Source organism: Aliiroseovarius sp. D2-2 (genome assembly GCF_055809455.1).
The window spans coordinates 2,335,739-2,359,951 of record NZ_CM147913.1 but is presented as its reverse complement, the minus strand read 5'-3'; the positions used below and the strand labels follow the sequence as shown (position 1 = coordinate 2,359,951).

26 protein-coding genes are annotated in these 24,213 nt (G+C 55.7%); 15 read left to right on the top strand and 11 right to left on the bottom strand.

Features of this window, described 5'->3' with window-relative positions; genetic code table 11:
* Positions 1 to 15: 15 nt before the first annotated feature.
* Genes AC0L6A_RS11655 through AC0L6A_RS11645 form a run of 3 tightly spaced genes read left to right on the top strand, consistent with a single transcriptional unit; the run spans position 16 to position 1,310 of the window.
* A complete protein-coding gene (locus tag AC0L6A_RS11655) occupies positions 16 to 462 on the top strand; it encodes a hypothetical protein (RefSeq protein ID WP_473290198.1) in 447 nt (148 codons plus the stop codon).
* Positions 410 to 838, top strand: coding sequence for a MarR family transcriptional regulator (locus tag AC0L6A_RS11650; RefSeq protein ID WP_473290197.1), 429 nt, complete (start codon positions 410 to 412; stop codon positions 836 to 838). The genes AC0L6A_RS11655 and AC0L6A_RS11650 overlap by 53 nt, the downstream gene beginning before the upstream one ends.
* A gap of 52 nt (positions 839 to 890) precedes the next feature.
* Positions 891 to 1,310: an acyl-CoA thioesterase gene (locus tag AC0L6A_RS11645; protein ID WP_473290196.1), complete on the top strand. Its 420-nt coding sequence runs from the start codon at positions 891 to 893 to the stop codon at positions 1,308 to 1,310.
* On the opposite strand, the gene AC0L6A_RS11640 is transcribed toward AC0L6A_RS11645, so the two are convergent.
* From AC0L6A_RS11640 to ettA, 4 genes are all read right to left on the bottom strand, one after another.
* Positions 1,307 to 1,798: a histidine phosphatase family protein gene (locus AC0L6A_RS11640; protein ID WP_473290194.1), complete on the bottom strand. Its 492-nt coding sequence runs from the start codon at positions 1,796 to 1,798 to the stop codon at positions 1,307 to 1,309. The genes AC0L6A_RS11645 and AC0L6A_RS11640 overlap by 4 nt on opposite strands.
* 166 nt (positions 1,799 to 1,964) lie before the next feature.
* Complete coding sequence (locus AC0L6A_RS11635; protein ID WP_473290193.1) at positions 1,965 to 2,144, bottom strand: RSP_7527 family protein; 180 nt, start codon at positions 2,142 to 2,144, stop codon at positions 1,965 to 1,967.
* A 280-nt stretch (positions 2,145 to 2,424) separates the two neighbouring features.
* Positions 2,425 to 3,471 (bottom strand): Hint domain-containing protein, encoded by a 1,047-nt coding sequence (locus tag AC0L6A_RS11630; RefSeq protein WP_473290191.1) that lies wholly within the window; start codon positions 3,469 to 3,471, stop codon positions 2,425 to 2,427.
* Between the two features lie 125 nt (positions 3,472 to 3,596).
* Positions 3,597 to 5,252, bottom strand: a complete 1,656-nt coding sequence (gene ettA, locus AC0L6A_RS11625; protein WP_473290189.1) for an energy-dependent translational throttle protein EttA — start codon at positions 5,250 to 5,252, stop codon at positions 3,597 to 3,599.
* Positions 5,253 to 5,389: 137 nt separating this feature from the next.
* On the opposite strand from ettA, the gene AC0L6A_RS11620 reads away from it, so the two are divergent.
* Positions 5,390 to 5,986 carry a nicotinate-nucleotide adenylyltransferase gene (locus AC0L6A_RS11620; RefSeq protein WP_473290187.1) on the top strand — a complete coding sequence of 199 codons (597 nt, stop codon included), beginning with the start codon at positions 5,390 to 5,392 and terminating at the stop codon, positions 5,984 to 5,986.
* A 74-nt stretch (positions 5,987 to 6,060) separates the two neighbouring features.
* Positions 6,061 to 7,545, top strand: coding sequence for a D-alanyl-D-alanine carboxypeptidase/D-alanyl-D-alanine endopeptidase (gene dacB, locus AC0L6A_RS11615; protein WP_473290186.1), 1,485 nt, complete (start codon positions 6,061 to 6,063; stop codon positions 7,543 to 7,545).
* A 38-nt stretch (positions 7,546 to 7,583) separates the two neighbouring features.
* On the opposite strand, the gene AC0L6A_RS11610 is transcribed toward dacB, so the two are convergent.
* The 3 genes from AC0L6A_RS11610 to AC0L6A_RS11600 form a co-directional block, all read right to left on the bottom strand.
* Positions 7,584 to 8,054 carry a DUF1203 domain-containing protein gene (locus AC0L6A_RS11610; RefSeq protein WP_473290184.1) on the bottom strand — a complete coding sequence of 157 codons (471 nt, stop codon included), beginning with the start codon at positions 8,052 to 8,054 and terminating at the stop codon, positions 7,584 to 7,586.
* Positions 8,055 to 8,276: 222 nt separating this feature from the next.
* Positions 8,277 to 8,990, bottom strand: a complete 714-nt coding sequence (locus tag AC0L6A_RS11605; protein WP_473290182.1) for a glutathione binding-like protein — start codon at positions 8,988 to 8,990, stop codon at positions 8,277 to 8,279.
* A 39-nt stretch (positions 8,991 to 9,029) separates the two neighbouring features.
* Positions 9,030 to 9,401, bottom strand: a complete 372-nt coding sequence (locus tag AC0L6A_RS11600; protein WP_473293476.1) for a tellurite resistance TerB family protein — start codon at positions 9,399 to 9,401, stop codon at positions 9,030 to 9,032.
* 152 nt (positions 9,402 to 9,553) lie between these two features.
* On the opposite strand from AC0L6A_RS11600, the gene AC0L6A_RS11595 reads away from it, so the two are divergent.
* From AC0L6A_RS11595 to AC0L6A_RS11575, 5 genes are all read left to right on the top strand, one after another.
* Entirely contained in the window at positions 9,554 to 11,200 is a 1,647-nt protein-coding gene (locus AC0L6A_RS11595; RefSeq protein WP_473290181.1) for a lysine--tRNA ligase, read from the top strand.
* Between the two features lie 219 nt (positions 11,201 to 11,419).
* Positions 11,420 to 13,711, top strand: a complete 2,292-nt coding sequence (locus AC0L6A_RS11590; protein WP_473290180.1) for a glycosyl hydrolase family 28-related protein — start codon at positions 11,420 to 11,422, stop codon at positions 13,709 to 13,711.
* 152 nt (positions 13,712 to 13,863) lie between these two features.
* The gene (ppk2, locus tag AC0L6A_RS11585; RefSeq protein WP_473290178.1) at positions 13,864 to 14,829 is read left to right on the top strand and encodes a polyphosphate kinase 2; all 966 of its coding nucleotides are present in this window, start codon (positions 13,864 to 13,866) and stop codon (positions 14,827 to 14,829) included.
* A 146-nt stretch (positions 14,830 to 14,975) separates the two neighbouring features.
* Positions 14,976 to 16,130 (top strand): lytic murein transglycosylase, encoded by a 1,155-nt coding sequence (locus AC0L6A_RS11580; RefSeq protein ID WP_473290176.1) that lies wholly within the window; start codon positions 14,976 to 14,978, stop codon positions 16,128 to 16,130.
* Positions 16,131 to 16,254: 124 nt separating this feature from the next.
* Positions 16,255 to 17,613 (top strand): MATE family efflux transporter, encoded by a 1,359-nt coding sequence (locus AC0L6A_RS11575; RefSeq protein ID WP_473290174.1) that lies wholly within the window; start codon positions 16,255 to 16,257, stop codon positions 17,611 to 17,613.
* A gap of 25 nt (positions 17,614 to 17,638) precedes the next feature.
* Here the strand turns inward: AC0L6A_RS11575 and AC0L6A_RS11570 are convergent, their stop codons facing one another.
* Positions 17,639 to 18,049 carry a hypothetical protein gene (locus tag AC0L6A_RS11570; protein ID WP_473290173.1) on the bottom strand — a complete coding sequence of 137 codons (411 nt, stop codon included), beginning with the start codon at positions 18,047 to 18,049 and terminating at the stop codon, positions 17,639 to 17,641.
* 32 nt (positions 18,050 to 18,081) lie between these two features.
* Positions 18,082 to 19,284 carry a pyridoxal phosphate-dependent aminotransferase gene (locus AC0L6A_RS11565; RefSeq protein WP_473290171.1) on the bottom strand — a complete coding sequence of 401 codons (1,203 nt, stop codon included), beginning with the start codon at positions 19,282 to 19,284 and terminating at the stop codon, positions 18,082 to 18,084.
* Positions 19,285 to 19,390: 106 nt separating this feature from the next.
* Between AC0L6A_RS11565 and AC0L6A_RS11560 the strand changes: the two genes are divergently transcribed.
* From AC0L6A_RS11560 to AC0L6A_RS11550, 3 genes are all read left to right on the top strand, one after another.
* Positions 19,391 to 19,786, top strand: a complete 396-nt coding sequence (locus AC0L6A_RS11560) for a helix-turn-helix domain-containing protein (protein ID WP_473290169.1) — start codon at positions 19,391 to 19,393, stop codon at positions 19,784 to 19,786.
* 3 nt (positions 19,787 to 19,789) lie between these two features.
* Complete coding sequence (locus tag AC0L6A_RS11555; RefSeq protein ID WP_473290167.1) at positions 19,790 to 20,098, top strand: succinate dehydrogenase assembly factor 2; 309 nt, start codon at positions 19,790 to 19,792, stop codon at positions 20,096 to 20,098.
* Between the two features lie 116 nt (positions 20,099 to 20,214).
* Positions 20,215 to 20,712: a MarR family winged helix-turn-helix transcriptional regulator gene (locus AC0L6A_RS11550; protein WP_473290166.1), complete on the top strand. Its 498-nt coding sequence runs from the start codon at positions 20,215 to 20,217 to the stop codon at positions 20,710 to 20,712.
* Here the strand turns inward: AC0L6A_RS11550 and AC0L6A_RS11545 are convergent.
* Entirely contained in the window at positions 20,706 to 21,503 is a 798-nt protein-coding gene (locus AC0L6A_RS11545) for a DUF1194 domain-containing protein (protein WP_473290165.1), read from the bottom strand. The genes AC0L6A_RS11550 and AC0L6A_RS11545 overlap by 7 nt on opposite strands.
* Entirely contained in the window at positions 21,470 to 21,898 is a 429-nt protein-coding gene (locus tag AC0L6A_RS11540; RefSeq protein ID WP_473290163.1) for a VOC family protein, read from the bottom strand. Before AC0L6A_RS11540 ends, AC0L6A_RS11545 begins: the two co-directional genes overlap by 34 nt.
* Positions 21,899 to 22,050: 152 nt before the next feature.
* Here AC0L6A_RS11540 and thyX point away from each other — a divergent pair, with 152 nt between their 5' ends.
* Together thyX and AC0L6A_RS11530 are read left to right on the top strand one after the other, a co-directional pair.
* Positions 22,051 to 22,959, top strand: coding sequence for an FAD-dependent thymidylate synthase (gene thyX / locus AC0L6A_RS11535; RefSeq protein ID WP_473290162.1), 909 nt, complete (start codon positions 22,051 to 22,053; stop codon positions 22,957 to 22,959).
* A 104-nt stretch (positions 22,960 to 23,063) separates the two neighbouring features.
* Positions 23,064 to 23,960 carry a DUF4238 domain-containing protein gene (locus tag AC0L6A_RS11530; protein WP_473290161.1) on the top strand — a complete coding sequence of 299 codons (897 nt, stop codon included), beginning with the start codon at positions 23,064 to 23,066 and terminating at the stop codon, positions 23,958 to 23,960.
* Positions 23,961 to 24,213: the final 253 nt, after the last annotated feature.

Genomic DNA, 24,213 nt, shown 5'->3' with positions numbered 1-24,213 from the left:
TGTTAAGGAGTGAACATGCCACACCTGTCTTTCGAATACAGCAACGGGCTGGGCCAGCAAGCGGATCTGCAAGCCGTGGCCGAAACCATGCGCGCTGCACTGGTCGCCACGGGGCAATGCCCCATCGGCGGCATCCGCGTGCGTGGGTTCGAAGCTGACGTTGATGCAATCGGAGACGGGGCAGGCGGGTATCACTTCGTCGATATGATCCTAAGACTTGGGCAGGGACGGGACGAGGCCACGCGCGAGGCCATCGCCGACACCCTATACAGCGCGGTTGAGGACGCGCTGCGCCCACAGATGGGCGACACGCCCTTTATTCTAAGTCTTGAGGTTCAGGAAATTGAAACCCGCTTCAGTCGCAAAGGCTGGAGCACGATCCACGCGGCCATCCGCGAAAGGACCCAAGATGATGAAGAAACTCGATCGCGCGCTGCCTCTGGCCCTTCTCCACGCCCGTGAAGCAACCCTCAAACCCTTCCGCCTTGAACTTGATGAAATTGGTCTGACCGTCCAGCAATGGCGCGTGATCCGCGTGCTGGCCGAAGGCAAAGCCTGCTGCGCCACCGAATTGGCAGAACGCTGCGTCCTGATGCCGCCCAGCCTGTCGCGCATCCTGAAAACGCTGACTGAGCAGAAGCTGATCGAGCGGGTCGAAGACAGCGACGCGCGCCGCCGTCGGGTGCAGATTTCGTCCGGGGGGCGGGAAAAATACGCCACGATGGCCGGGAAAGCTGCGGGCATCTATGAGGACCTCGAAACCCGCTTTGGGACCGAGAAGATGGAGACCCTTCTGGACCTTCTGAACGAACTTTATGACGTGGCAAAGCCTGCGTAACGTAAAGACGACCTTGCACGGCGCGCGTGCGCGGCTTACCCAAGGGGCAACAATGAACGAGGCCCCCCCAATGTCCACTAAGACGTCCGATACTCAATCCGCGCCAGAAGGCGACATCATCCTGCGCACGCTTGCCATGCCCAAGGACACCAACGTGGCCGGAGACATCTTCGGCGGCTGGGTGCTGTCACAAATGGACATCGCGGGCGGCGTGTTGGCTGCGGAATACGCAGGCGGGCGCGTGGCGACCGTGGCGGTGGACGCGATGAAATTCATCTCTCCCGTCAAAGTGGGCGACGTTTTGTGCCTTTACGGAGAGGTCACGAAAGTTGGCCGTACTTCGATGGCGATCACACTCGAGGCGTGGTCAGAACGCGATCGCGGTCGGTCAAAACACAAGGTGACCGAAGGCGTGTTCATCTTTGTTTCACTGGATGACGAAGGCAACCCTGTACCAGTTAAAAGGGACTAGGCGTCTGGGCCGTGCTGGCGCCGTTCGATCTGCAACATGCCGAAGCGATTGGCCGTCACGGTGAACAAGTCGCCATAGTTCAGCGGTGGCTCGCCGCCTGCACCCAAAGTATCCCAAATCTCGCGCAGATTGCCTTTGTTGCCAACCCACACCACAGTCTTTCCCGACGCGGCAGTGATCAGCCGGGACGCCATTCCATTGGCTGGTAGGCGGTTTATGAGCAAATCGCGATCAGTCGCAAGCGGCTGCGCCGTATCCAGATTTCGCTGAACGCTTGGCGCAAAGATCGCATCGACAGGAATGCCATCCAGCGCACCCACCAAAGCTTGCGCCCGCGCGCGCCCTTTCGCGTTCAGGTCAGGCCCCGTACGATCCCCATGTCTTAGGATGATTAACTTGGTGTTGGGTGCGAGCCTGATAGCACCCGAGCGTGCACACGCAGTGACAAGACCGGCGCAGCTAAGCGCCAGAAAACCCCTTCGTTTCATAATGTTTTCCCCTCTTCTTAATGGGGAAAGCTTAGGGCTGAGGGGTGTGAACGGTCAACTTGGCGGGAACACCGGGGGTGATGGGGTTAAAAAATAGGTGTGTTCGAGTTCGAAAACACCGAACGATGAAGCCCCCCTGTTGCGGTCAACAGGGGGCGGCGCTTCTTTACAGGGACATCTGTGCCGGTGCCCGGTCACTTGTGACCGAGATCGACCGACGATGTGTTAGCCAAGTCCAAGCACTGCGCACCCAGCTTGCCATAGCCTCGGCCCGCATTTGCTGCGCATTGCGGATGATGGCATCGATTTCGTCCTGCGTGGGGTAGGTGTATTCGGTCTTTTCCATGATCTTGCCCTTCTGGCGGTGATTATCAGTTGCCGCTTAGGTAAGGGCGATCATGGGTGAGTACATCGTGTGATTTGGTATTGCCGGTATGCGGTGGGGGCATGGTGGGGGTCTAGAGGAGTGGTCTGAACGCGATCGCGCCCGGTCCAAACACAAAGTTACCGAAGGGGGGGGAGTTTTCGGCACTGTATGATGATGGGAACTCACCCCCCGTCTGAGGTGAGTAAGCCATTATGCCCCGGCTATATTGCTCGTGATCAATAATGCTGGAAGCGCAGACCTAGCGTTTGTTAAGACAAACCGCTTCATAAGCGCGCAAGAAACGCGCGGCCTTTGGGGTGCAAAATACACCATCCTGAAAAAGCTCTGGAAAGAGCGTCAGAAGCTCCTGTTGGTAGTCTGCTGAAACCGCGCCCATGGCTACGATGCCCGGATAGAGGCTTTCAGTGGGAATGCCTTCGGAATAGATGATCTGATGGCGTTCGAACAGAACGTGATAGTAGGTGACCACACCACCCGGTCGACGATAAATCGTTTCGCCATTCACAAGATCGACCGCCCGTGCGATCACTTGATCCTCGCCAAACAAAAACTGTGCACGCCAATCTTTGATGACAATGCCGTGCTGAGGGGATACGACCAATTCGCGCATGTTTCCAAGAGCACCCTTCGATATCACAATCGGCGCAAGCTTCCCTGCCGCTGTAACTGTCGTTTGACCGACCCAAATCAAGGGCTGGTAGTCCCCGGATTGCGTCAATACCATATCACCGGGTTCCAAATTTTCGATGGGAGTCGAACCTGAACGCGTTTCGATCAAAGTCCCCTTGGTGAAGCAAACCACCTGAGCCCCAAGATCTAAATGCAGCGCGCCGGCGTCATTTTCCACAATAGGGCCGACGGTCAGATCGGTACCGGCGGGCGGGATTCCATCCGGGAAAACCAGATAGTACCCATCTTCACCCGCATCCTGCAGATCGTCATCATTGTTCAGATCAACATCAATCACCGCCACGCGGAAGACGGTTCCGTCAGCGGCAGTGACTTCAAAGGTGTAATCCCAGACAACCTGACGATCGGTCCCGCCGATCTCGACTGTCTGAGCCCAGACACCGCCAATTTGTTCCTGTGCCGAAACCTGTTCGTTGGTCACGTCGCCGTTGAAATTGGAGGCACCGTCGTTTTCTTTGACGGCAAAGTTGGTGCTTGTTCCGGACCAGCTCCAGGTGCCGCCAACGGTGGGCGCAGAATTGTAGTTAAACGCAGAGCCGTTGATCGTGCTCTGCGTCCCAAAGATGGCATTCTGATAGCCATAGTAGACAACCATGCTTCTGCCTCACATCAGAAACTCGTAAAAACCTTGTGTTAAAGATAGCACGAAAATCATGTGCCTGTTGGGTAACTTTTTAACGATTGCGTGAGGTTTAGCAGGTTTTCGCCGTGACCGCCCTCTTATCTCGTAAACTTCTTATGCTTCAAGCGTTTGGGCTCCAGAGCATCAGGTCCGAGCCTGCGCTTCTTGTCCTCTTCGTAATCCTCGAAGTTGCCTTCGAACCATTCCACATGCGCGTCGCCTTCGAAGGCCAAGATGTGGGTACAGATACGGTCAAGGAAGAAGCGGTCGTGCGAGATGACGACGGCGCAGCCGGCGAAGTCGACCAGCGCGTCCTCCAAGGCCCGCAGGGTTTCCACGTCCAAATCGTTGGTCGGTTCGTCAAGCAGCAGCACGTTGCCGCCCTCTTTCAACAGGCGCGCCATGTGCACGCGGTTGCGTTCACCGCCCGACAGCAGGTTCAGCGTTTTCTGCTGATCGCCGCCTTTGAAGTTGAAGGATGAGCAGTACGCGCGGGAATTCACCTGTGCGTCGCCCAGTTCAATGATCTCGGCCCCGCCGGAAATCGCTTCCCATACGGTTTCATTCGCCTTCAGATCGTCACGGGACTGGTCGACATAGGACAGTTTCACCGTGTCGCCCAATTCAATCGTACCTTCGTCGGGCGTCTCTTGCCCGGTCATCATTTTGAACAGGGTCGATTTACCCGCGCCGTTGGGGCCGATCACGCCGACGATGCCGCCGGGAGGGATCGAGAACGACAGATCCTCGATCAACAGCTTGTCGCCCATGTGTTTCTTCAGGCCTTCGACCTCGATCACCTTGGCGCCAAGGCGGGGACCGTTGGGAATGACGATCTGAGCGCGGCCCACCTTATCACGCTCGGACTGGCCAGCCATTTCGTTATAGGCGTTGATCCGGGCTTTGGATTTCGCCTGACGGGCTTTCGCACCCTGACGCATCCATTCCAGCTCGCGCTCAAGCGTTTTTTGCTTGGATTTGTCTTCGCGGGCTTCTTGCGACAGGCGCTTGGCTTTCTGTTCCAGCCAAGCCGAGTAGTTGCCTTCGTAAGGAATGCCCGAGCCACGGTCGAGTTCCAAAATCCAGCTGGTGATGTCATCCAGGAAGTAACGGTCGTGGGTGACGATCAGGATGGTGCCTTTGTAGTCGATCAGGTGCTGTTGCAGCCACGCGATGGTTTCGGCGTCCAAGTGGTTGGTCGGCTCATCCAGCAGCAGCATGTCGGGGGCTTCAAGTAGCAGCTTGCACAGCGCGACGCGGCGTTTTTCACCACCTGACAGGGTTGTCACGTCGGCGTCATCAGGGGGGCAGCGCAGAGCCTCCATAGACACATCGATTTGCGCATCCAGATCCCAGAGGTTCTGGGCGTCGATCTCGTCCTGCAGTTTGGCCATCTCGTCCGCAGTTTCGTCCGAATAGTTCATGGCCAGTTCGTTATACCGCTCAAGAATGGCTTTCTTTTCAGACACGCCCAGCATCACGTTGCCACGCACATCAAGCGATGCATCCAGTTCTGGCTCCTGCGGCAGATAGCCAACCTTGGCACCTTCAGCAGCCCAGGCTTCGCCCTGAAATTCCTTATCGATGCCCGCCATGATGCGCATCAGCGTCGATTTACCGGTACCGTTGACGCCCACGACGCCGATTTTCACGCCGGGCAGGAAGCTTAGGCGGATGTTTTCAAAGCACTTCTTCCCACCGGGATAAGTCTTGGAAACGCCGTCCATGTGGTAGACATATTGATAAGCGGCCATGTGAATGCTCCGTGCGGGGGCGAGTGCCCAGTTGAACAAGAGCGCAGGTGATTTGCGCAGTTCCCATGCAAATAGCGATTTCACTGGACGAGGGCAATTGCCCCGCGATAGGGAAGTTGCGGTTTATCGGGTGAATAATGCGTCACGAATTTCCATATGCGCGCGAGGGGCAGGTGATCGGGCTTTTGGGCGGGTCGTTTGATCCGGCCCATGCGGGTCATGTGCATATCACGCGCGAAGCACTGAAGCGGTTCGGGTTGGATCAGGTTTGGTGGCTGGTGACGCCGGGAAATCCGTTGAAAGAACATGGCCCCGCGCCGCTTGATCAACGTGTTGCGTATGCACGGGATGTGATAAAACACCCACGCGTCCAGGTCACTCAGATCGAAGCCCATACCGGCACGCAGTATACGGCAGAGACATTGGAAGCGCTGATCGCGCTGTATCCTGGCGTGCAGTTTGTCTGGCTGATGGGCGCGGACAATCTGGCAGGTTTTCATCGCTGGGAGCGCTGGGACTGGATCATGGCAAACGTGCCGATTGGTGTGCTTGCACGGCCCGGAGATCGCGGGCAGGCGCGTATGTCCAAAGCTGCACGACGGTTTCGGGCGGCCCAGATCAAGGGGCGCGATGCAGAGCAGCTTCGGATTGCGCAGGCGCCCGCGTGGTGTCTGGTGAATGTGCCCATGGTGGACATTTCATCGTCTCAGATCAGAGAGCGCGGTGATTGGTGAACCTGTCAGAAAGAACCTGCTGATCGTTGGGTTTCGCACTTGAATGACTGGACCATGAAAGGTTTACTCGCTTCATGGCGAAAGCAATTTCCAGACGCGTATTTTTATCAGGACTTGGGGCCGGTGTAGCCTCGCCTGTGTTGGCGAATGCGCCTGCGACGTCGTTGTTTCCCGTACCAAAGCCCGAAGACTTTGCAAAAAGTAGCCTTCCATCTGTTGATCAACTGCTTGATGCAGCCGGGCTTGGGGGCAAGCTGGGCTTCATGGTCGCAGATGCCAGAAGCGGTGAAGTGCTTGAGGTTCGAAACCCCATTTTACCACTGCCCCCGGCCAGTGTTGCGAAGGCAATCACGGGGGCCTATGCCCTGTCAGTTCTCGGTGGGGGGCATCAGTTTGCCACGCGCTTGATGGCAACCGGGGCTATCAAGAATGGCGTCATTCAAGGCGATCTGATCCTTGTGGGTGGGGCGGATCCGACGCTTGATACGGATGGGTTGGCCCAGATGGCACTGGACTTGCAGGCCCAAGGAGTGACCGGGATCACCGGCAGTTTCAAGGTGGATGGTGCTTACCTTCCGTACCAGCGCGTCATTGATCCGGGGCAACCAGATCACCTTGGCTATAATCCTTCGATCTCGGGCCTGAACCTGAACTTCAACCGCGTGCATTTTGAATGGAAACGCGCGGGGCAGGGCTGGGACGTGGCCATGGATGCCCGATCCGAGACGCTTCGACCCGCCGTTAAAATGGCGCGGATGCAAATTGTTGACCGCAAGTCCCCCATTTTTACCTACAAAGATGCCTCGGGCGTCGACAGCTGGACTGTGGCCCAGACGGCTTTGGGTAAAGGTGGGTCGCGATGGCTGCCCGTGCGGCGTCCCGACCTTTATGCCGGTGAAGTCTTTCAGGTCTTGGCGCGTGGGCAGGGGATCAAACTGCCGCGCCCTATGCCGCAAGACACCACGACAAATGGAAGCGTGCTGACCACTTATTACTCGGCCCCGGTGTCCGAGATTGTGAGGGGCATGTTGAAGTATTCGACCAATTTGACCGCCGAAGTGGTTGGTATGGCGGCCAGCGTCGAAGCGGGCGCCTCGCCAGCTGATTTGCCCGGATCGGCAACCGCGATGTCCTTATGGTCCAAGGAGGCACTTGGAACCCGCCGCCTGAGTTTTGTCGATCACAGTGGTTTAAGTGACCAATCGAAGGTCACCGCGCGTGATATGGTGCGGGCTTTGATCGCGACGTCACCGGATGGCGATTTGGCGCCGTTGCTGAAGAATGTCCCGTCAAGATCAGAGCTTCTGCCTGATGGCGGAAGCCACACCATCCGCGCAAAGACGGGGACGCTGAACTTTGTTTCGTCTCTGGCGGGGTACGTGACCGCCCCAAATGGGCGAGAGCTGGCCTTTGCGATTTTCACAGCAGATATGGAGCGACGCGGCGCAATTCAGCGCGCGTTTCGTGAACGCCCACAAGGTGCACGTGGTTGGAGCAGACGATCGCGCCGCTTGCAACACGATCTGATTGCGCGTTGGTCTGTGTTGTTTGGGGCCTAAGGTCGGGTCGGGGGGACCGCTTCATCCAACTACACTATCTAAACTGTGCGGGTGACGGATGCAGCAAAACAACCGGGTTTGGCGTAGTGCAAATGAGCATAAGACACCTGATCGTTTTCAAACGCTGTTGTAATGGCGTCGGCGAGACCGTCTCCTTGAAGAACATCAGCATCAATCATCATATGATTGCTATCAAACAATCGTAGTGAAATGAGGCGAGATCGTAAAACTTCTGGCACTTCGCCAACAGCCAACTGGGCTTGCGGCGCACCTTCCCGCACAAAGATTGCATGTGTCGCCTTATACGGCGACTTCTCTGGTTGGTGCTCATAGTTGAGCAGAATAACAGTTTCGCCCACTTCGGCATCGGCCATGCTCACGCGGCATGGTGTACCGGGCTTCGATTGCACAATCTGGCGGCACGCGTTTTTTTCGGTTAGCTCAGCGTTGGAAAGCGCGAACAGGTCAGCAAAGTCCTCGGCTGGTAAAGAATGAATTTGAAAGCTCATCTTCTTGGTTCCTATGTCGTTTGGAGCCTAGATAGCGCCATGCCTTTTGATGGATCGACCCGAAACATGCTCAAAGCTAACACGAGCATTCATTCCGAACGCAGCATCACGCAAAAAAGGGCACTAGGCCGACACCCAATGGAAAAGGCCGGGCCGCGTGAAAAGCATGCCCGACCTTTGTCAGCAGATTAAGGGGTTTGTAAGCCCCCTCTCAAAACCCAATCAGGGTCTGGGTGGGACGTTGACTGCAGTTTTAGACGCTGGGCGATCTGCGCAGTTTGTGTGCCAGCGCAGCACGTTCGGGAAGCTCTCAAGTTCTAAGACATCACCTGCATTATAAGCAGTGAACAGCGCCCGGACCCACGGCCAGATGGCAATGTCGGCGATGGAGTATTCGTCGCCTGCAACGACCTCGCGCCCGTCCAGACGTTTGTCCAAAACGGCAAGTAGACGCTTTGCTTCATCGCGGTAACGCTCCATTGGGCGCTTGTCTTCGATGTCTTTGCCGCCATAGGCGTAGAAGAACCCAAACTGGCCAAGCATCGGTCCAAAGCCGCCCATCTGCCACATCAGCCACTGCATGACTTCTGCACGTTTCGACGGGTCAGTCGGCAGGAACTTCCCGGACTTTTCAGCCAGATAGATCAGAATTGCTCCAGTTTCCCAAAGCGGCAGCGGCGCGCCATCTGGACCGTTTGGGTCAATGATGGCCGGGATCTTGTTGTTGGGGTTCAGAGACAGATACTCTGGCGTGAATTGATCTCCATCCATGATGTTGATCAAATGCGCCTCGTACGGAAGGCCGGTTTCTTCAAGCATCGCCGACACCTTTACGCCATTTGGCGTGGGCAGCGAATAGAGCTGAATGACATTCGCGTCTTTGGCCGGCCAGCGCCGGGTGATTTCAAAGCTGTCGAGCATGACGGCCCTTTCCATATATAGCTGTTAGATTGGAAGACGCAGAGGCTGCGTCGATCACAGGTTCATATGGCGTGCCCGTGCGCCCCGTTCAATGGCTGCCGCATGTAAACGATCAATGCTGAGCTCGTAGCGGATTTCTTCAAGGATGCGAATCTCGGGCCCGTGCAATACGCCATCAGAGGCCGCAACGTCACATGCCAGCGCATAGGCCGTTTCCCACAGGTTTTCGGGAAGATTGTCGCGCACCAAGCCAAACAGGGCGTCCAGCCCATCTTCGACAGCAAATAGGTCAAAGACGGTTTGCGATACGGTTTTAAAGCGATCTGGGTCATAGGTGGCGAACACTGGAAGGTGGTTGACGATACGCTCGATGGTCAAAAGCTCGGCGGATGTGATTTCTTCATCCGACGCGGAAACCGCCATCATGACTGCAATCAGGCAGTCCTGAGCGGTTAGGGAATGGGGAATGTCTTGCACTTGGATATGCTCCTCTGTTGCGGTGCAGAATATTGACCCCGCGACCCCTACGCAATAGGGAGAGCACTTAGCGCAATTTGCGCGATAAGAAAGGAAAGCACATGTCCGAGATGCGCGACGCCGCGATGAGTTCGAAAGCCTGGCCCTTTGAAGAGGCACGCCGGGTGCTCAAACGTTACCAGAAGGGCGCGCCAGAGAAGGGATATGTGCTGTTTGAAACGGGCTATGGTCCGTCGGGCCTGCCGCATATCGGGACATTTGGCGAAGTTGCACGCACGACAATGATCCAGCGCGCGTTCGAGGTGATATCGGACATCCCAACCAAGCTGATCTGTTTTTCGGATGATTTGGACGGGATGCGAAAAGTGCCGGGCAATGTTCCAGACGCGGAAAGCCTGGAAGCACATATGCAAAAGCCGCTGACCAGCGTGCCGGACCCGTTTGGCACCCATGAAAGCTTTGGCCATCACAACAACGCCATGCTGCGCCGGTTCCTTGATACGTTTGGGTTTGAGTACGAATTCTATTCGGCCACTGAATTCTACGGCACGGGCCAATTTGACGAAGTGCTGAAACGCGCTGTCGAGAAATATGACGAGGTAATGGAGGTGATGCTGAAATCCCTTCGTGAAGAGCGTCGCCAGACCTATTCGATTTTCCTGCCGATCCATCCGGAAACGGGCCGCGTGCTTTACGTGCCGATGAAAGAAGTGAACGCAGAAAACCATACCATCACGTTCGATGATGAGGACGGCAAGGAATGGACGTTGCCCGTCACCGGCGGCAACGTGAAGCTGCAGTGGAAGCCAGATTTTGGCGCGCGCTGGGCCGCGCTGGAAGTTGACTTCGAGATGTATGGCAAAGACCACAGCACAAATACGCCGATCTATGACAAGATTTGCCGTATCTTGGGTCATCGTGCGCCCGAGCACTTCACATACGAGCTGTTTTTGGATTCGAACGGGCAGAAGATCTCGAAAACTTCGGGCAACGGGATTTCGATTGATGAATGGCTGACCTATGCGTCGACCGAAAGCCTGTCATACTTCATGTATCTTAAGCCTAAGACCGCCAAGCGCATGCATTTTGATGTGATCCCGAAGGCGATGGACGAATATCATCAGCAGCTGAACGCCTATCACAAGCAAGACTTGAAAGCGCAGCTGAACAATCCGGTTTGGCACATCCATGCGGGTGATGTGCCGATGTCGAACATGGTGGTTCCGTTCTCGATGCTGTTGAACCTTGCGTCTGTGGCACATGCCCACGACAAAACGCAGCTTTGGGGTTTCATCCAGCGCTATGCGCCGGACGCTTCGCCCGAAACCCATCCCGATCTGGATGCGGCGGCAGGCTATGCAGTGAAGTATTACGAAGACTTCGTGGAGCCCGAGAAGGTGTTCCGCCTGCCCACGGATCAAGAACGTGGCGCGCTGGAGGAACTGGCACATGCGCTGCGCGACGGTGACGTTGCGCTGGATGCGATTGCCCGTAAGAACGAGATGATGGGCAATGAAGATCCGCTTCCCGCGGTCGATTTCAGCTCGGATGAGTTCTTGCAATCGGTCGTCTTTGCGCTGGGCAAACTGCACGGGTTTGACAACCTGCGCGATTGGTTCAAAGCCCTTTACGAGGTGCTTCTGGGCGCCAGCCAAGGCCCGCGGTTCGGTGGCTTTGCAGCCCTTTACGGGGCCGAAGAAACGGCGGCCTTGATTGATCGTGCCCTTGCGGGTGACCTTGCGAAATAACGGACAATATGATTTTAAAACAAAGCGGTGCGTCATTCAGTTGACGCACCGTTTTTCGTTTTGAGGCCCCGCAACGCGCGCATGCGTTAAGCCCTGTTAAACCCTGGGCATTACCCCTTTCCGCGTATCTTGCCCCTGAATTCGCTGCATTGAACGGCTGGCCGTTTCGTCTGCGATCAATCGGGGCCTTGCGTGAATTTCGACCTGAAAGGGGTTTCTATGAACAAGGCGATAACCGATGGTGTGGTGTTCATGCCGCCAGAATTCGAAGATGGGCTTGATGTCTGGTCAAGCGAAGACGGCACCCCGGGCACAAATACATATGATGGTGCGGGCAATGCGGCCATTGTTCCGGCAGATCAGGATTTCGACAGCTGTCTTGAACTGTTCAAAGACCAAAACACCCAAACGCTTCGTTACATGGGGCAAACGCCGTTTGAGCAAGGGTGTTATCTACGGGTTCGCGCGAAGGTCAAAGCGATCTCGGGCCCACTTCCGTCGGTGCGCATTGCAGCGCGTCCAAGCCTGACAGGTGGGGGCCATGCGGGCGGTTATGTTGAAACCGGAGCGGTCGTTGCTTTGACCTCTTATGGTGAAGTGGTTGAGGTCTCAGCCATCATCGGATCGGGCAGCCGGTCCAGCGTGGATATGGTTTGGGGCGATGACGTCGCCTATGCCCATTTGGGGTTGGATCTGATCGGGTCTAACGGTGCTGCAGTCCGCATTGATGAGATTGTCATTGAGGATGTCACCGGGGCCTATCTGCGCGACATGATGGACTGGGTGGATGTGCGCGACTTTGGGGCGGCAGGGGATGGCGTTACCGATGACCGCGCTGCCTTTGCGGCGGCTGACGCTGCGTCTGCCGGGCGTACGCTTTTGGTGCCAGAGGGCATCTTTCATATCGGTTCGAACCTGACCCTGCATTCCGACATTCGGTTTGAGGGCACCGTCACGATGGCCGACAACGTGTATCTGTCCCTTACACGTTCCTTTGACCTTCCAACCTATATCGACGCGTTTGGAACCGAGCTTTTGGGCTTTCGCAAGGCGTTTCAGGCGCTGTTGCACTATGCCGATCACGAAACGCTGGACATGTGCGGCCGTCGCATTGATGTGACCGAGCCGATTGATATGCAGGCAGCTTATGCCACGTCGGATTCGTTTCTAATCCGCCGCGTGATCAAGAACGGGCAGTTTTACGTGATTGGAGGTGCGGCTTGGGATGATGAGGTTGCGACCTCGACCGCGCAGTACAACCCGGCCAACCCTTATACGCTGACAAACGTTGCCAACATTTCGGCCATCGACCCCGGCGCGATCATTACGGGGAATGGCGTTGGTCGCGAGGTCTATGTGAAAACGGTGAATGTTGGCGCCGCCGAGGTGGAGTTGAGCCAACCTCTTTGGGGTCCGGCCACCAATCAAAGCTACACGTTTACACGCCACAAATATGTGTTGGATTTCGGAGGGTTTGCGCAGGTCAACCGCATGAATATGGTTGAAGTGGAATTCCAGTGTAACAACCATTCCTCGGCTGTGATGCTGCCTCGTGATGGCGAAAACTTCGTTTTTCAGGATTGTTTCTTCATCAAAGCCAAGAACCACGCGATTACCTCAACCGGGCGCGGTTGTCAGGATCTACATGTGGATCGCTGTCAGTTCATTTCGGGCGAACAAGCGCTGGCTGCGACGGATCGTGTCTCGGTGGCATTTAACGTGAATGCCAATGATGCAAAGATCCGCGACAGCCGTTTCCAACGCATGGGACTGTCCATGATTTTTCATGGGTCCAACCACATCATCCAAGGCAACCACCTGTTTCAAGGGGATGACGTCAGTGATGGCCCGCGAACTCCGGGCATGGTGTTTACCTATGAAAACAACAACGCGGTGATCACAGGGAACTACATCGACAATTGTTCGATCGAATGGAACAACGAACATGACCAGAAGCCGGATTTCGGCTCCGAGTACTCGTTCGGTGGCATGACCATCGCAAACAACACGTTCCTGTGCATTGATGCGGCGTCTTGGTTTAAATGGATCCTCGTGAAACCATTTGGAACGGGCCATTATGTGTCAGGCTTACATGTGACTGGAAACGTGTTCCGTAGCGTTGCAGGCTTTGTGGACCGAGTTGATGGTGTGGTGAGCACACATGGAACCCTCGACGATTGGAGCATGCGTGATGTGACCTTCGAGAACAACGCGTTCGTAGGGATCACCCAGCGCACGATGTCCCCCGTGACATTGGAGTTTAACCAAAACACCGCAGCCAGCACGTGGACATTGGACGGGTCGGACTATTTCCCATTTGGTGGAAATGCGCGGACGGTCAGTTCTGTTGTGATCGAAGGGGCGCTTCGGGATGGGTCAAACAATCAGGTTTGGGACAATCCGCATGTCGAGGTTAATCAGGGGCCAAGTGCGGAACTTGCTGAACTGAAATGGTCCAAGCCCGTGCGTGGGACGGCACATGTGACGCTTCGGGTTGACCGGCCAAACTAAACCATACTCCGAAAAGGCTCGCCTCATGGTGGGCCTTTTTTTGATCCCCCTGCACGCATCTGAATAGCTATCTTCATTTTTCTTGATGCGGATCAAAGCGTGTCTCCGAACGCAATGCTAAAGGCAGCGTGGACAAATAAGGAGAGATGCGAATGAGTGTGAATCAGACCCGTACAACTGCGCCTAAAACTGCAGCCAAAGCTCCGGCGAAGCCGGCGAACGCCGCAGAGGCACAACCAGAAATTCAGGCGAAGCCTTTTCCCAGCGTCAGCGCAGACCAAATCCGCGAAACGTTCGAAAACGGTAAGTATCCATACACGACCAAGCTGGGTCGCAAGGAATACGAAACCGAAAAAGCGCTTATTCAAGCCGAGCTTTTGAAGGTTCAGCGCTGGGTTGGCGAAACGGGTCAGAAGTTTGTGCTGTTGTTTGAAGGTCGCGATGCGGCTGGTAAAGGCGGCACGATCAAACGCTTTATGGAGCATCTTAACCCACGCGAAGCCCGTGTGGTGGCCCTGAATAAACCAACCGACGAAGAGCGCGGACAGTGGTTTTATCAGCGTTACATCAGCCAATTGCCGACCGAAGGCGAAATGGTGTTCTATGACCGCTCTTGGTACAACCGCGCCGGTGTTGAACGTGTGATGGGGTTCTGTAATCCCGGTGAGTATCTGGAGTTCATGCGCCAGACACCCGAGTTTGAACGTATGCTGACACGCTCGGGCATTCGTCTTTACAAATACTGGTTCTCAGTCACGCGCGAAGAACAGAAACGTCGTTTTGACAGTCGCAAGGATGACCCATTGAAGCGCTGGAAGCTTAGCCCGGTCGATCTGGCGTCCTTGTCCAAATGGGACGACTACACTGAAGCCAAAGAAGCGATGTTCTTCTACACCCACACGGCCGATGCGCCTTGGACCATCATCAAGTCCAACGACAAGAAACGTGCGCGCCTTGAATGCATGCGTCATTTCCTGTCGACGGTCGAATACCCGGACAAGGATCACGAATTGGTAGGCCAACCCGATCCTTTGATCGTTGGCCAGGCCAGCCAGGTGATCCACAAGGCCGATCACATACTGGGCGCAAGTTTGCATCCAGAACAGCGTCGCGGCTAAGCGGACATTCGCGTAGAAAGAAATTGGGGCGCTTCGGCGTCCCTTTTTCATTCAAAACTTGTTGGGCAGAGGGTAGTGTTTGAAAAAAGTGTTGCCCAATCCATGCTATCTGGATTGCGCTGAGTAAAGCAGTACAGGTGATTACAATGCCCCTTTCCCGACGTTTCTTTTTGGCCGGTGTATCTGCCGCTTCCCTTGCCGCGTGTCGGTCGGGCGGGGTGGATCGCGTGGTGACATCTTCATCCCGATCTTCCTCGGGTTCTACTATGCGCGCTGCGCCCAATGCTGGGTTTGATGCCTGGGTGGGCGGGGCCAAAGAACGTGCTAAGGCGCGCGGTATCAGTTCCTCCACGATCAACAGGGCTTTTAAAGGCGTAGGCTTTCTGCCCGGCGTGGTAGAACGTGACCGCAACCAAACGGAATTTGTGCGCAGTTTCGAAGACTATTTGGCCATTGCAGCATCCGATGCGCGGATCGAAAAAGGCCGTGTGATGCTTAAGAAACATGCAGGCCTGTTGAGCCAGCTGGAAGCTAAATACGGTGTCGAGAAAGAGGTCATCGTCGCGGTCTGGGGCGTGGAAAGCCGATATGGGGAACGCCGCGGGGACGTGCCAGTGATCTCGGCCCTGTCGACGCTTGCCTATGACGGGCGGCGCGGAAAGTTTTTCGAAGGTCAGCTGATGGCGGCTTTGAAAATCCTCCAGAGAGGCGATATTCCAGCGGATCGCATGACCGGAAGCTGGGCAGGAGCCATGGGCCATACCCAGTTCATTCCAACCTCTTATCTGGCCTACGCGGTTGATTTCCGTGGCGATGGAAGACGTGACATTTGGTCGGATGACCCGACCGATGCGCTGGCGTCGACCGCCGCTTATCTAAGCCGGTCTGGCTGGAGGCGCGGTCAGCGTTGGGGCGAAGAGATCACAGGACGTGCCCCATCGGGCCGTGGACGTGTGGTGAAGCCTGCGGGTGATAACGGTCCGGTGTTTGAGGCCTATCACAACTACTCTGTTCTAGGTCGCTACAACAACGCGCAGAAATACATCATTGGTGTCGGGCACCTCTCGGACCGTTTGTCGGGGCGGCCCGCTTTGCGCGCGTCGTTTGGACCGGATGAACACGGGCTGACCCTTAACGATCGAAAGGCCCTTCAGCGCGGATTGACCAGCGCAGGCTTTGATGCTGGCGAGGCGGACGGCGTGTTGGGCAAAAAGACCTTTGCCGCGATCGAAGCCTTCCAGCGTGCACGTGGGTTGCCTGTGACCGGCACGCCAAGCAAAGCATTGCTGGCGATGCTATAGCCTTACCGCGACACCACTGTAGCAGGGGGCAAAGCTAAACCACCGCCAAGCATTGGCCAATTGTTGCTGGTAGCGCCATCAGTCTGTGCTTGCCGATCCGTACCACCGGGAATAGAGGTGGGGGATGACACAGGTAATGACTCTTCCTCAGCACATGCGCGCGGTACTGGTGCTTGGCTCGCCGCTGGTTGCATCGCAACTGGCGCAGTTCTCGGTGCAGATAACCGATACAATCATGCTGGGCTGGTACGGGGTTGATGAACTGGCCGCCGTGACGCTGGCCGGTACCTTCTTTTTCATTTTCCTGATCATGGGGGCAGGGCCCGCATTCGCGTTGATGCCGATGGTCGCTGAAGCCGCTGAAGCAGGGGACGAGGTCCGCGTGCGTCGCCTGACCCGTATGGCCCTTTGGGTATCGGTTGGCTTTGCGATCGCCGTATTGCCGCTTATGTGGTTTTCCGCCCCCATACTGCAGAGCATGGGGCAGGACGTAGAGCTTAGCCTGATTGCACAGGACTACCTTAGGATTGCAGGATTTGGGATGATCCCCGCTTTGGCCGTCATGGCGTTGCGCAGCTATTTGTCAGCGCTGGAACACGCCCGGATTGTCCTGTGGGCAACGGTTATCGCGGCTGTGATGAACGGTGTGATTAACTATGCCCTGATCTTTGGTAACTGGGGCGCGCCAGAGCTTGGCGTGCGTGGAGCAGCGATTGCATCGGTCACTATTCAGGTCGCTGCGGGTGTGGTCCTTTGGATCTATGCCGCGCGCATGAACCCCGAACAGGAATTGTTCCGACGTCTGTGGAAGCCCGATTGGGAAGCCCTTTCGGCGCTGCTGAAGCTTGGCATTCCCATTGGACTGACCACACTGGCCGAGGTGGGGATGTTCTCGGCCTCGACCATTGTTGTGGGGCTGATCGGAACCGTTGAACTTGCTGCCCACGGGATCGCACTACAAATCACGGCGGCGTTCTTCATGGTGCATTTGGGGCTATCCATGACCTCAACCGTGCGGGCCGGGCGTGCGCTGGGGCGCAAAGATGAACTGGGTCTGCGCCGTGGGGCGCTGGCTGTCACGCTGACGTCGCTTCTGTTTGGCGGGCTGACTGTTATCCTCTTCCTGGGTTTCCCCGCGCCGTTGATCCAATTGTTCCTAGATCCGGCCGAAGTCCTGCGCGATCAAATCGTGGTTCTGGGCACGTCGCTTCTGGTGGTTGCTGCGCTGTTTCAAATTGCCGATGGGGCGCAAGCCATTGCCATGGGCCTTCTGCGCGGTGTGCAGGATACCCGCGTGCCGATGATCATCGCCAGCCTAAGCTATTGGGTGGTCGGAATGGGCTCGTCTTACGTGCTTGGGATCACACTTGGGTTCGGAGCCGTCGGCGTTTGGTGGGGGCTTTTGCTGGGGTTGGTCTGCGCAGGCGCGTTCATGTCATGGCGGTTCTGGATGCGGTCTTCCCGCATCGGCAGCGCAAGCTAGTCCCGGTCAACACACATCCAGTGCGTTATTCTGACTTTCCCTTGATCAGCCTGTCAGCTTTCTTGCGCACAAGCATCGTGCGCAGGTCGTGCATGGCCAACAAAAGTGCGTCGGTTACCTGTTCCAAATCTTCGTCCGAGGCGCGCGCTTGCGCCCAGTGTGTTGTCAGGTTCAGATGGTCAACTGTTCGAAGGATGTCATCAATGTCACGCTGCGCCAGTTGTGCACGACGCTGTTCCATCCAGTCCGAAATGGCGGCCTTATCGGCATCCGTTAGGGTGCGGCCGCCGTTTGGTTTGACCTCGCCGTTTTTGACGTTCAAGACCGCAATCTGATCCAGCTCGATCCGGCGCTGGCGGTTTTCCGTATCAACCTTGAACACGAAGGCGCCGTTCTCACGGACGCGGAAATAATACTCGGGCAATACGGCGGTCATTGGAAACCTTTCGAATCGGAACGCAGGCTCTTCTACACCAAAGAGGCGCAGAAATCCTGAATGCGTGTACAGGCTTCCTTCAGTGCATCATCTGACGTGGCATAGCTGACACGGAAGTTTGGGGACAATCCAAAGGCCGATCCAAAGACCACAGCCACGCCTTTCTCTTCCAAAAGCGCCTTTGCGAAGACCTCATCATTGTCGATCTTCACACCACCCGCCGTGGTTTTGCCCAGACAGCCCTTGATCGATGGATAGACGTAAAACGCCCCGTCCGGCACCGGGCAGTCGATGCCCTCTGCGGCGTTCAACATCTCGACCACCAGATCACGGCGCCGCACGAACATCTTGTTGTTTTCAGGGATGAAGTCCTGTGACCCGTTCAGCGCCTCAACAGCAGCCCATTGACTGACCGAACAGGGGTTCGAGGTCGATTGCGATTGGATCTTGCGCATGGCCGCGATCAGCTTGACCGGGCCGCCAGCATAACCAATCCGCCAACCGGTCATAGCATAGGCTTTGGATACGCCGTTGCAGGTGAGTGTGCGATCATAAAGGCCCGGTTCGATTTCGGCGGGCGTCGAGAACTCGAAATCGTCATACGCAAGGTGTTCATACATGTCGTCGGTCATCACCCAGACATGCGGATGACGCATCAACACGTCGGTCAACGCCTTCAGCTGCTCACGGGTGTAGCCCGCGCCAGTCGGGTTCGACGGCGAGTTGAAGATAAGCCACTTGGTCTTCGGCGTGATGGCGGCCTCAAGCTGTTCCGGTGTCATGCGGAACCCGGTTTCAATCGGGCATTCCACCACAACAGGCTCGCCCCCTGCCAGCAACACCATATCCGGATAGCTGACCCAGTAAGGCGCAGGGATGATCACTTCGTCGCCGGGGTTCATCGTTGCCATCAGCGCGTTGTAAAGGATTTGCTTGCCACCCGTCCCAACCGAGATCTGAGCTGGTGTATAGTCCAATCCGTTTTCGCGTTTGAACTTTTCGCAGATCGCCTGCTTCAGCTCGGGCATTCCGTCGGGCGCGGTGTATTTCGTCTTGCCTGCATCAATCGCAGCTTTGGCTGCTGCTTTGATGTTTTCCGGTGTATCGAAATCCGGTTCGCCGGCCCCCAGCCCAATAACGTCACGCCCAGCGGCTTTCAGTTCAGCGGCAAGTGTAGATACAGCAATGGTCGGTGAGGGTTTTACGCGGTCAAGTGTCGCGGAGAGGAAAGACATGGCGGCCTCGGTTTGTATGTTGGTTACAATTCTTCTAGGGTGCGCCGCGAAGCTGATCAAGCATCAACAGGTGCCGGTTATCGACAATGTGTAAGGAGAGGCAGGCATGGAACAGACAGAAGCAAATGGTGATTGGTATTCGGAAGAAACCGCCACCTTCGGAGATCGTCTTGCAGCCGCCCGTGAAGCTGAAAGCATGTCGCAATCTGCTTTGTCGAAACGGTTGGGCATTAAGTTGAAAACCCTGCGTGGATGGGAAGAAGACCTGTCCGAACCGCGTGCCAACAAACTTCAGATGGTTTCTGGGGTCCTGAACGTCTCGATGCGCTGGCTTTTGACCGGCGAGGGGACCGGGGTCGAAGAACCCACCCAAGGTGAAGGGGACGCCCCAGAAGTTCGTGATCTATTGCTTGAAATCCGCGATATCAAAATGCAGATGTCGCGCTCTGCAGATCAATTGGGCCGTTTGGAGAAGCGTCTACGCAAACGGTTGGAAGGATAAGTCATGAGCGGCATTCCCTTTGATCAGTTGAAAGAGACCCCCGGTGCACATGAAGGCGAAACGCATGAACATCGCGTCAAGCGATTGGCCATGCGGTCGATGCGGCGTGGGATCAAGGAAATGGATATCATCCTATCGCGCTACGCAGATGACCATCTGCACGTGATGAGCACGCAAGAGCTTGATCTATACGAAGCGCTTTTGGGCGAGAACGATCAGGATCTGTATCAATGGGTATCGGGTCAGCAAGATGCGCCCGAAGCGCATTCCGAACTGGTATCCCGCATCGCCAGCCACATGCAGGCGCGCTAGTCCCACCCACATTTTCAGAAAATTGTCCTGATCTCTGTCAGAGCATGCCGACATATTTAACCGAATGTTCTTCTTTCGGTCTCAATAGTCGTCATTATAACGGTTCGGAGAGACGGATGAGCATGCATTCCCAGATTGGGCAAACGGAAAATCAAAGCTTTGTCCTGCAGTATCTCGAGGCTTTGGCGCTGGTTGAGCGCCTACACAGGTTGCTGCTGGATGTGATCAAGGATGAATTTGAACGGGTTGGCGTGTTGGAAGTGAACGCAGTGCAAGCGCTGCTTCTTTTCAACATTGGCGACAACGAAGTTACGGCGGGCGAATTGAAAAGCCGCGGTTACTATCAAGGGTCCAATGTGTCCTACAACCTGAAGAAGCTCGTCGATATGGGCTATATGCACCATCACCGCTGCGAGATTGATCGCCGCTCGGTCCGTGTGCGTCTAACCGAAAAAGGCCGCTCGATCCGAGATATCGTGGCGACCTTGTTTGAACGGCACGCCGATGGGCTTCAGTCCCGTGATGTTCTATCCTCGGATGGGATCAGCGACATCAATGGTTCATTGAAGCGCGTGGAAAGATACTGGACGGATCAGATTCGCTATATCTACTGAACGGGTTCTGGCGTTTGGGGGGCTGGGTTGGCGTGCGAGACCATAAGCCCCTGCAGTTCACGCAAGAGCTTCTTGGTCATCGCCTGTTCAAAGGCGTCGAAACTGGCGGCTTGAATGGCGAAGCTTCCAATCCCGTGCAAAACGACGGCTTCGAAATAGGATTTCAAATCACGCCCGCCGTCAGTGTCTCCAACGACCAGCGCATTCACAACGACGTTTTGAAACAGGCTGTTGGTTCGCACATCCTGTGGTCGCGGGCCGGAATTCGATCGTCCGTCCCCGGATAGGTCCAGACTATGCGCCCAGCAATCTGGCCGTTTCGCAAGTAACGCACCCCCAAAGACCATGGCGCGGCCCAATCCCGTGGATGGATCAGCGGGAACTCGGATCGTGCTGCGCAACCGGTCTGCAACCCTTTTGATCTCTGCTTCAGACGTCATTGGGGTCCAGTCTTGCACCAACCGTTGATGGTTGGGGCCGCTCCATTCAAACACACTGATGTCTACGCGGGTGCTCGCAAGCCCCAGAAGCTTTTCGACAACAGGAGCACTTTCAAGCGCGGCAGCAAGCCCATCCAGTTGCAGACGGTATTCACGCTCATCAACTGACCCGGACACATCCAATCCAAGCGCAAGGGCTTGTCTGCATTGGGTCTGTGCAATGCTTTCGGACGGGGCCAGACAGGTCAGCATGGCCAGGCAGGTAAAGAACACGGACGTTACCTTCGCCCCAGATTTCTTCACTCGGTAGACAGTCATCACCAGTGTCCGGTGTTTTCCATGCTTGCCCATGGTTCTTGCGAGGGAAGGGGCGTACCTGCTTGCAACAGCTCGACCGAGATATTGTCAGGTGAACGCACAAACGCCATACGCCCATCACGCGGGGGGCGATTGATCACCACGCCATTGTCCTGCAAGTGCTGGCACATCGCGTAGATATCCTCGACTTCATAGGCAAGATGTCCGAAATGGCGGCTGTCAGATGGCAACCCATCGTCGCCATCCCAGTTATGTGTCAGCTCGACCGGGCAATCAGGCTGACCGGGGGGCGCCATGAAGATCAATGAAAACCGACCCTCTTCGAAATCGGAATGCCGGATTTTCTCCAACCCCAGTAGTTCGAAGAAACGAACGCTGGCCTCAAAGTCCTTCACCCGGACCATTGTGTGCAGATAACGGATTTTCATTTGAGGCCTCCCAAAAGTTGCGGATCACTGGCGCCACCATAGCACCAACAGGGCCAAGGGGAAGCTAAGTCACATTTTCCGTCATATGGCTGTTTTTCCGAAGGCCACAACTAGATATAGTGGCCGGGCAGCCAACTTACGAGAGATTCGAAATGTCATTGAGCCCCGAGCAGCTAAAAGAAATTGAAGAGCAACGCGCCCAAACAGGCACCACCCGCCGCGCGATCAGCGAGGGGATGGAAAAGCACCTCTATACGGCGCATGAAGTGCTGGATCATGGCTTCGTGCGGGTCATCGATTATATGGGTGACGACGCCGCGATTTGTCAGGCCGCGCGGGTGTCTTACGGCAAGGGCACCAAATCGGTGCAGAATGACGAAGGTCTGATCCGGTATCTGATGCGCCACTGGCACTCGACCCCGTTTGAGATGTGCGAGATCAAGCTGCATGTGAAACTGCCCGTCTTCGTGGCCCGCCAGTGGATCCGCCACCGGACGGCCAATGTGAACGAATACTCGGCGCGTTACTCGATCCTTGACCGCGAGTTCTATATCCCGGCCCCCGAACACGTTGCCGCGCAATCGGTTGTGAACAATCAGGGCAGGGGCGCTGCGCTGGAAGGCGAAGAGGCCGCACGGGTTCTGGAAATCCTCAAGGCTGACAGCAACCGCGCCTATGACAATTACGAGGCGATGATCAGCGATGAAGGCCAAGAGGGACTGGCGCGCGAATTGGCCCGCATGAACCTGCCTGCCAACATCTATACCCAATGGTACTGGAAAGTTGACCTGCACAACCTGTTCCACTTCCTGCGCCTGCGCGCCGACCACCACGCCCAATACGAAATCCGCGTCTATGCCGACGCGATCTGCAACATCGTTGCCGACTGGGTCCCCGCCGCATACGGCGCGTTCGAGGATTACCGTCTGGGCGGTGCCAACCTATCTGGCCGCGCCATGGACTGCGTGCGCCGCATGTTGAAAGGCGAAGAGGTCACGCAAGAGACCTCTGGCATGTCGAAGGGGGAATGGCGGGAGTTTGAGGCCGAGTTGAAGGGGTGATGAACGGTCGGGGCGAAGCCCCGATCAGTTGAACTGGGGGATCAATTGAAGTGAAGAATGGTCACTGCAGGGCGCGGCCAATTGCCTGGATCGGTTAGTACATAGTGTCAAAGAAGCGTTCTATCCATCATCACTATGTTCCTCGAGTTTTGCAAAAGCAGTTTTGCTTTGAGAGAGCTTCACTATTCTACACCAAGAAAAATCCTGATGGGCGCTTTAACAGAGTTGAACGTAGGAACACGAAGTCTGTATTTCAGGAAAGAAACCACTTCACTATACTAGATGGTAACCTCGATCCATCCGACATAGTTGAAACAACTGTTTGGGGAAACGTAGATAACTATTTAGGTGAGTTACTACCCCAAATTGTCGGTATTGTGAGCAACGGTAAGGTCCCGCAACTTAGTTCTGAAGAGGAAGTGAAGTTTAGAGATGTCGTTACATTTCTACTTCGTCGATCCCCCGATTTCTCACGAGAAAGAAAGCAAGATAGCCAAGTAGGATTGGAGTTCTACGAAAGCTTAATTGAGTCGCCAAATTTCAGTGAGCTACCGTTTCAAGACCAAAGCAAGCTACTCGCTGAAAGTAACAAACTGCAAACTGTAACAGCAGTTGGTCGCTCTTTAAGGGCTCAGTCTCAAATCCGCCCTCTTGGACAAAAGGCCGATGACTACTTGTCAAAATATAGCCTTCGATGGGCATTGGCGCAGGATGCGGCTGAGTTCATTTTATCAAGCCGAATGATATATAGAATCGGTAACGGTGGCTCAAATGGCTTAGCCAACCCCAAGTCAGAAATGTGGTTCCCAATCTCACCTAAGGTGGCTGCGGTTTTTGTACGCGATGAAAATCAACATATTCCAATTGCAGCGCCAGTAGATTGGAATTTTATGTATGATATCAATGTTTTCGCATTGCGGAACTCGAATGAAGCGGCTTCTCATTCAAAAGAGCTTCTCGAATTCTATGTAGAGCAGAGTGAATTGCCGTCAAGTGAGTAGATACAAAACCCGTGTCTCACACCGGCTGTGCCCGACCCTCCCCGTCGTGCCGGAGGCACGCTTTCGGCGTGACAGGGCGCTTCGCACCCACCCAGGGTCAGGCGCAACCCTTTGCAGATGTTGGGTGATCGTGGCGGCGGGTGCTTCGCTCGCTCCTGAGGTCTAGCGCTGCCCTCTGCAAAGCCGCACCCCCAACCACTCCCCCAAAGAAAAACCCCGCCGAGTCTTCACTCTGCGGGGTTTCATAATTCCG

Coding starts and splice junctions, on each gene's coding strand:
- AC0L6A_RS11570 (WP_473290173.1), bottom strand. CDS start 18,049: ATGACCGCCGTATTGCCCGAGTATTATTTCCGCGTCCGTGAGAACGGC.
- dacB (WP_473290186.1), top strand. CDS start 6,061: ATGGCGAAAGCAATTTCCAGACGCGTATTTTTATCAGGACTTGGGGCC.
- AC0L6A_RS11565 (WP_473290171.1), bottom strand. CDS start 19,284: ATGTCTTTCCTCTCCGCGACACTTGACCGCGTAAAACCCTCACCGACC.
- ppk2 (WP_473290178.1), top strand. CDS start 13,864: ATGAGTGTGAATCAGACCCGTACAACTGCGCCTAAAACTGCAGCCAAA.
- AC0L6A_RS11580 (WP_473290176.1), top strand. CDS start 14,976: ATGCCCCTTTCCCGACGTTTCTTTTTGGCCGGTGTATCTGCCGCTTCC.
- AC0L6A_RS11620 (WP_473290187.1), top strand. CDS start 5,390: ATGCGTCACGAATTTCCATATGCGCGCGAGGGGCAGGTGATCGGGCTT.
- AC0L6A_RS11590 (WP_473290180.1), top strand. CDS start 11,420: ATGAACAAGGCGATAACCGATGGTGTGGTGTTCATGCCGCCAGAATTC.
- AC0L6A_RS11610 (WP_473290184.1), bottom strand. CDS start 8,054: ATGAGCTTTCAAATTCATTCTTTACCAGCCGAGGACTTTGCTGACCTG.
- AC0L6A_RS11650 (WP_473290197.1), top strand. CDS start 410: ATGATGAAGAAACTCGATCGCGCGCTGCCTCTGGCCCTTCTCCACGCC.
- AC0L6A_RS11635 (WP_473290193.1), bottom strand. CDS start 2,144: ATGGAAAAGACCGAATACACCTACCCCACGCAGGACGAAATCGATGCC.
- ettA (WP_473290189.1), bottom strand. CDS start 5,252: ATGGCCGCTTATCAATATGTCTACCACATGGACGGCGTTTCCAAGACT.
- AC0L6A_RS11605 (WP_473290182.1), bottom strand. CDS start 8,990: ATGGAAAGGGCCGTCATGCTCGACAGCTTTGAAATCACCCGGCGCTGG.
- AC0L6A_RS11600 (WP_473293476.1), bottom strand. CDS start 9,401: ATGATGGCGGTTTCCGCGTCGGATGAAGAAATCACATCCGCCGAGCTT.
- AC0L6A_RS11560 (WP_473290169.1), top strand. CDS start 19,391: ATGGAACAGACAGAAGCAAATGGTGATTGGTATTCGGAAGAAACCGCC.
- AC0L6A_RS11595 (WP_473290181.1), top strand. CDS start 9,554: ATGTCCGAGATGCGCGACGCCGCGATGAGTTCGAAAGCCTGGCCCTTT.
- thyX (WP_473290162.1), top strand. CDS start 22,051: ATGTCATTGAGCCCCGAGCAGCTAAAAGAAATTGAAGAGCAACGCGCC.
- AC0L6A_RS11640 (WP_473290194.1), bottom strand. CDS start 1,798: ATGAAACGAAGGGGTTTTCTGGCGCTTAGCTGCGCCGGTCTTGTCACT.
- AC0L6A_RS11540 (WP_473290163.1), bottom strand. CDS start 21,898: ATGAAAATCCGTTATCTGCACACAATGGTCCGGGTGAAGGACTTTGAG.
- AC0L6A_RS11630 (WP_473290191.1), bottom strand. CDS start 3,471: ATGGTTGTCTACTATGGCTATCAGAATGCCATCTTTGGGACGCAGAGC.
- AC0L6A_RS11550 (WP_473290166.1), top strand. CDS start 20,215: ATGAGCATGCATTCCCAGATTGGGCAAACGGAAAATCAAAGCTTTGTC.
- AC0L6A_RS11555 (WP_473290167.1), top strand. CDS start 19,790: ATGAGCGGCATTCCCTTTGATCAGTTGAAAGAGACCCCCGGTGCACAT.
- AC0L6A_RS11645 (WP_473290196.1), top strand. CDS start 891: ATGAACGAGGCCCCCCCAATGTCCACTAAGACGTCCGATACTCAATCC.
- AC0L6A_RS11655 (WP_473290198.1), top strand. CDS start 16: ATGCCACACCTGTCTTTCGAATACAGCAACGGGCTGGGCCAGCAAGCG.
- AC0L6A_RS11545 (WP_473290165.1), bottom strand. CDS start 21,503: ATGGGCAAGCATGGAAAACACCGGACACTGGTGATGACTGTCTACCGA.
- AC0L6A_RS11575 (WP_473290174.1), top strand. CDS start 16,255: ATGACACAGGTAATGACTCTTCCTCAGCACATGCGCGCGGTACTGGTG.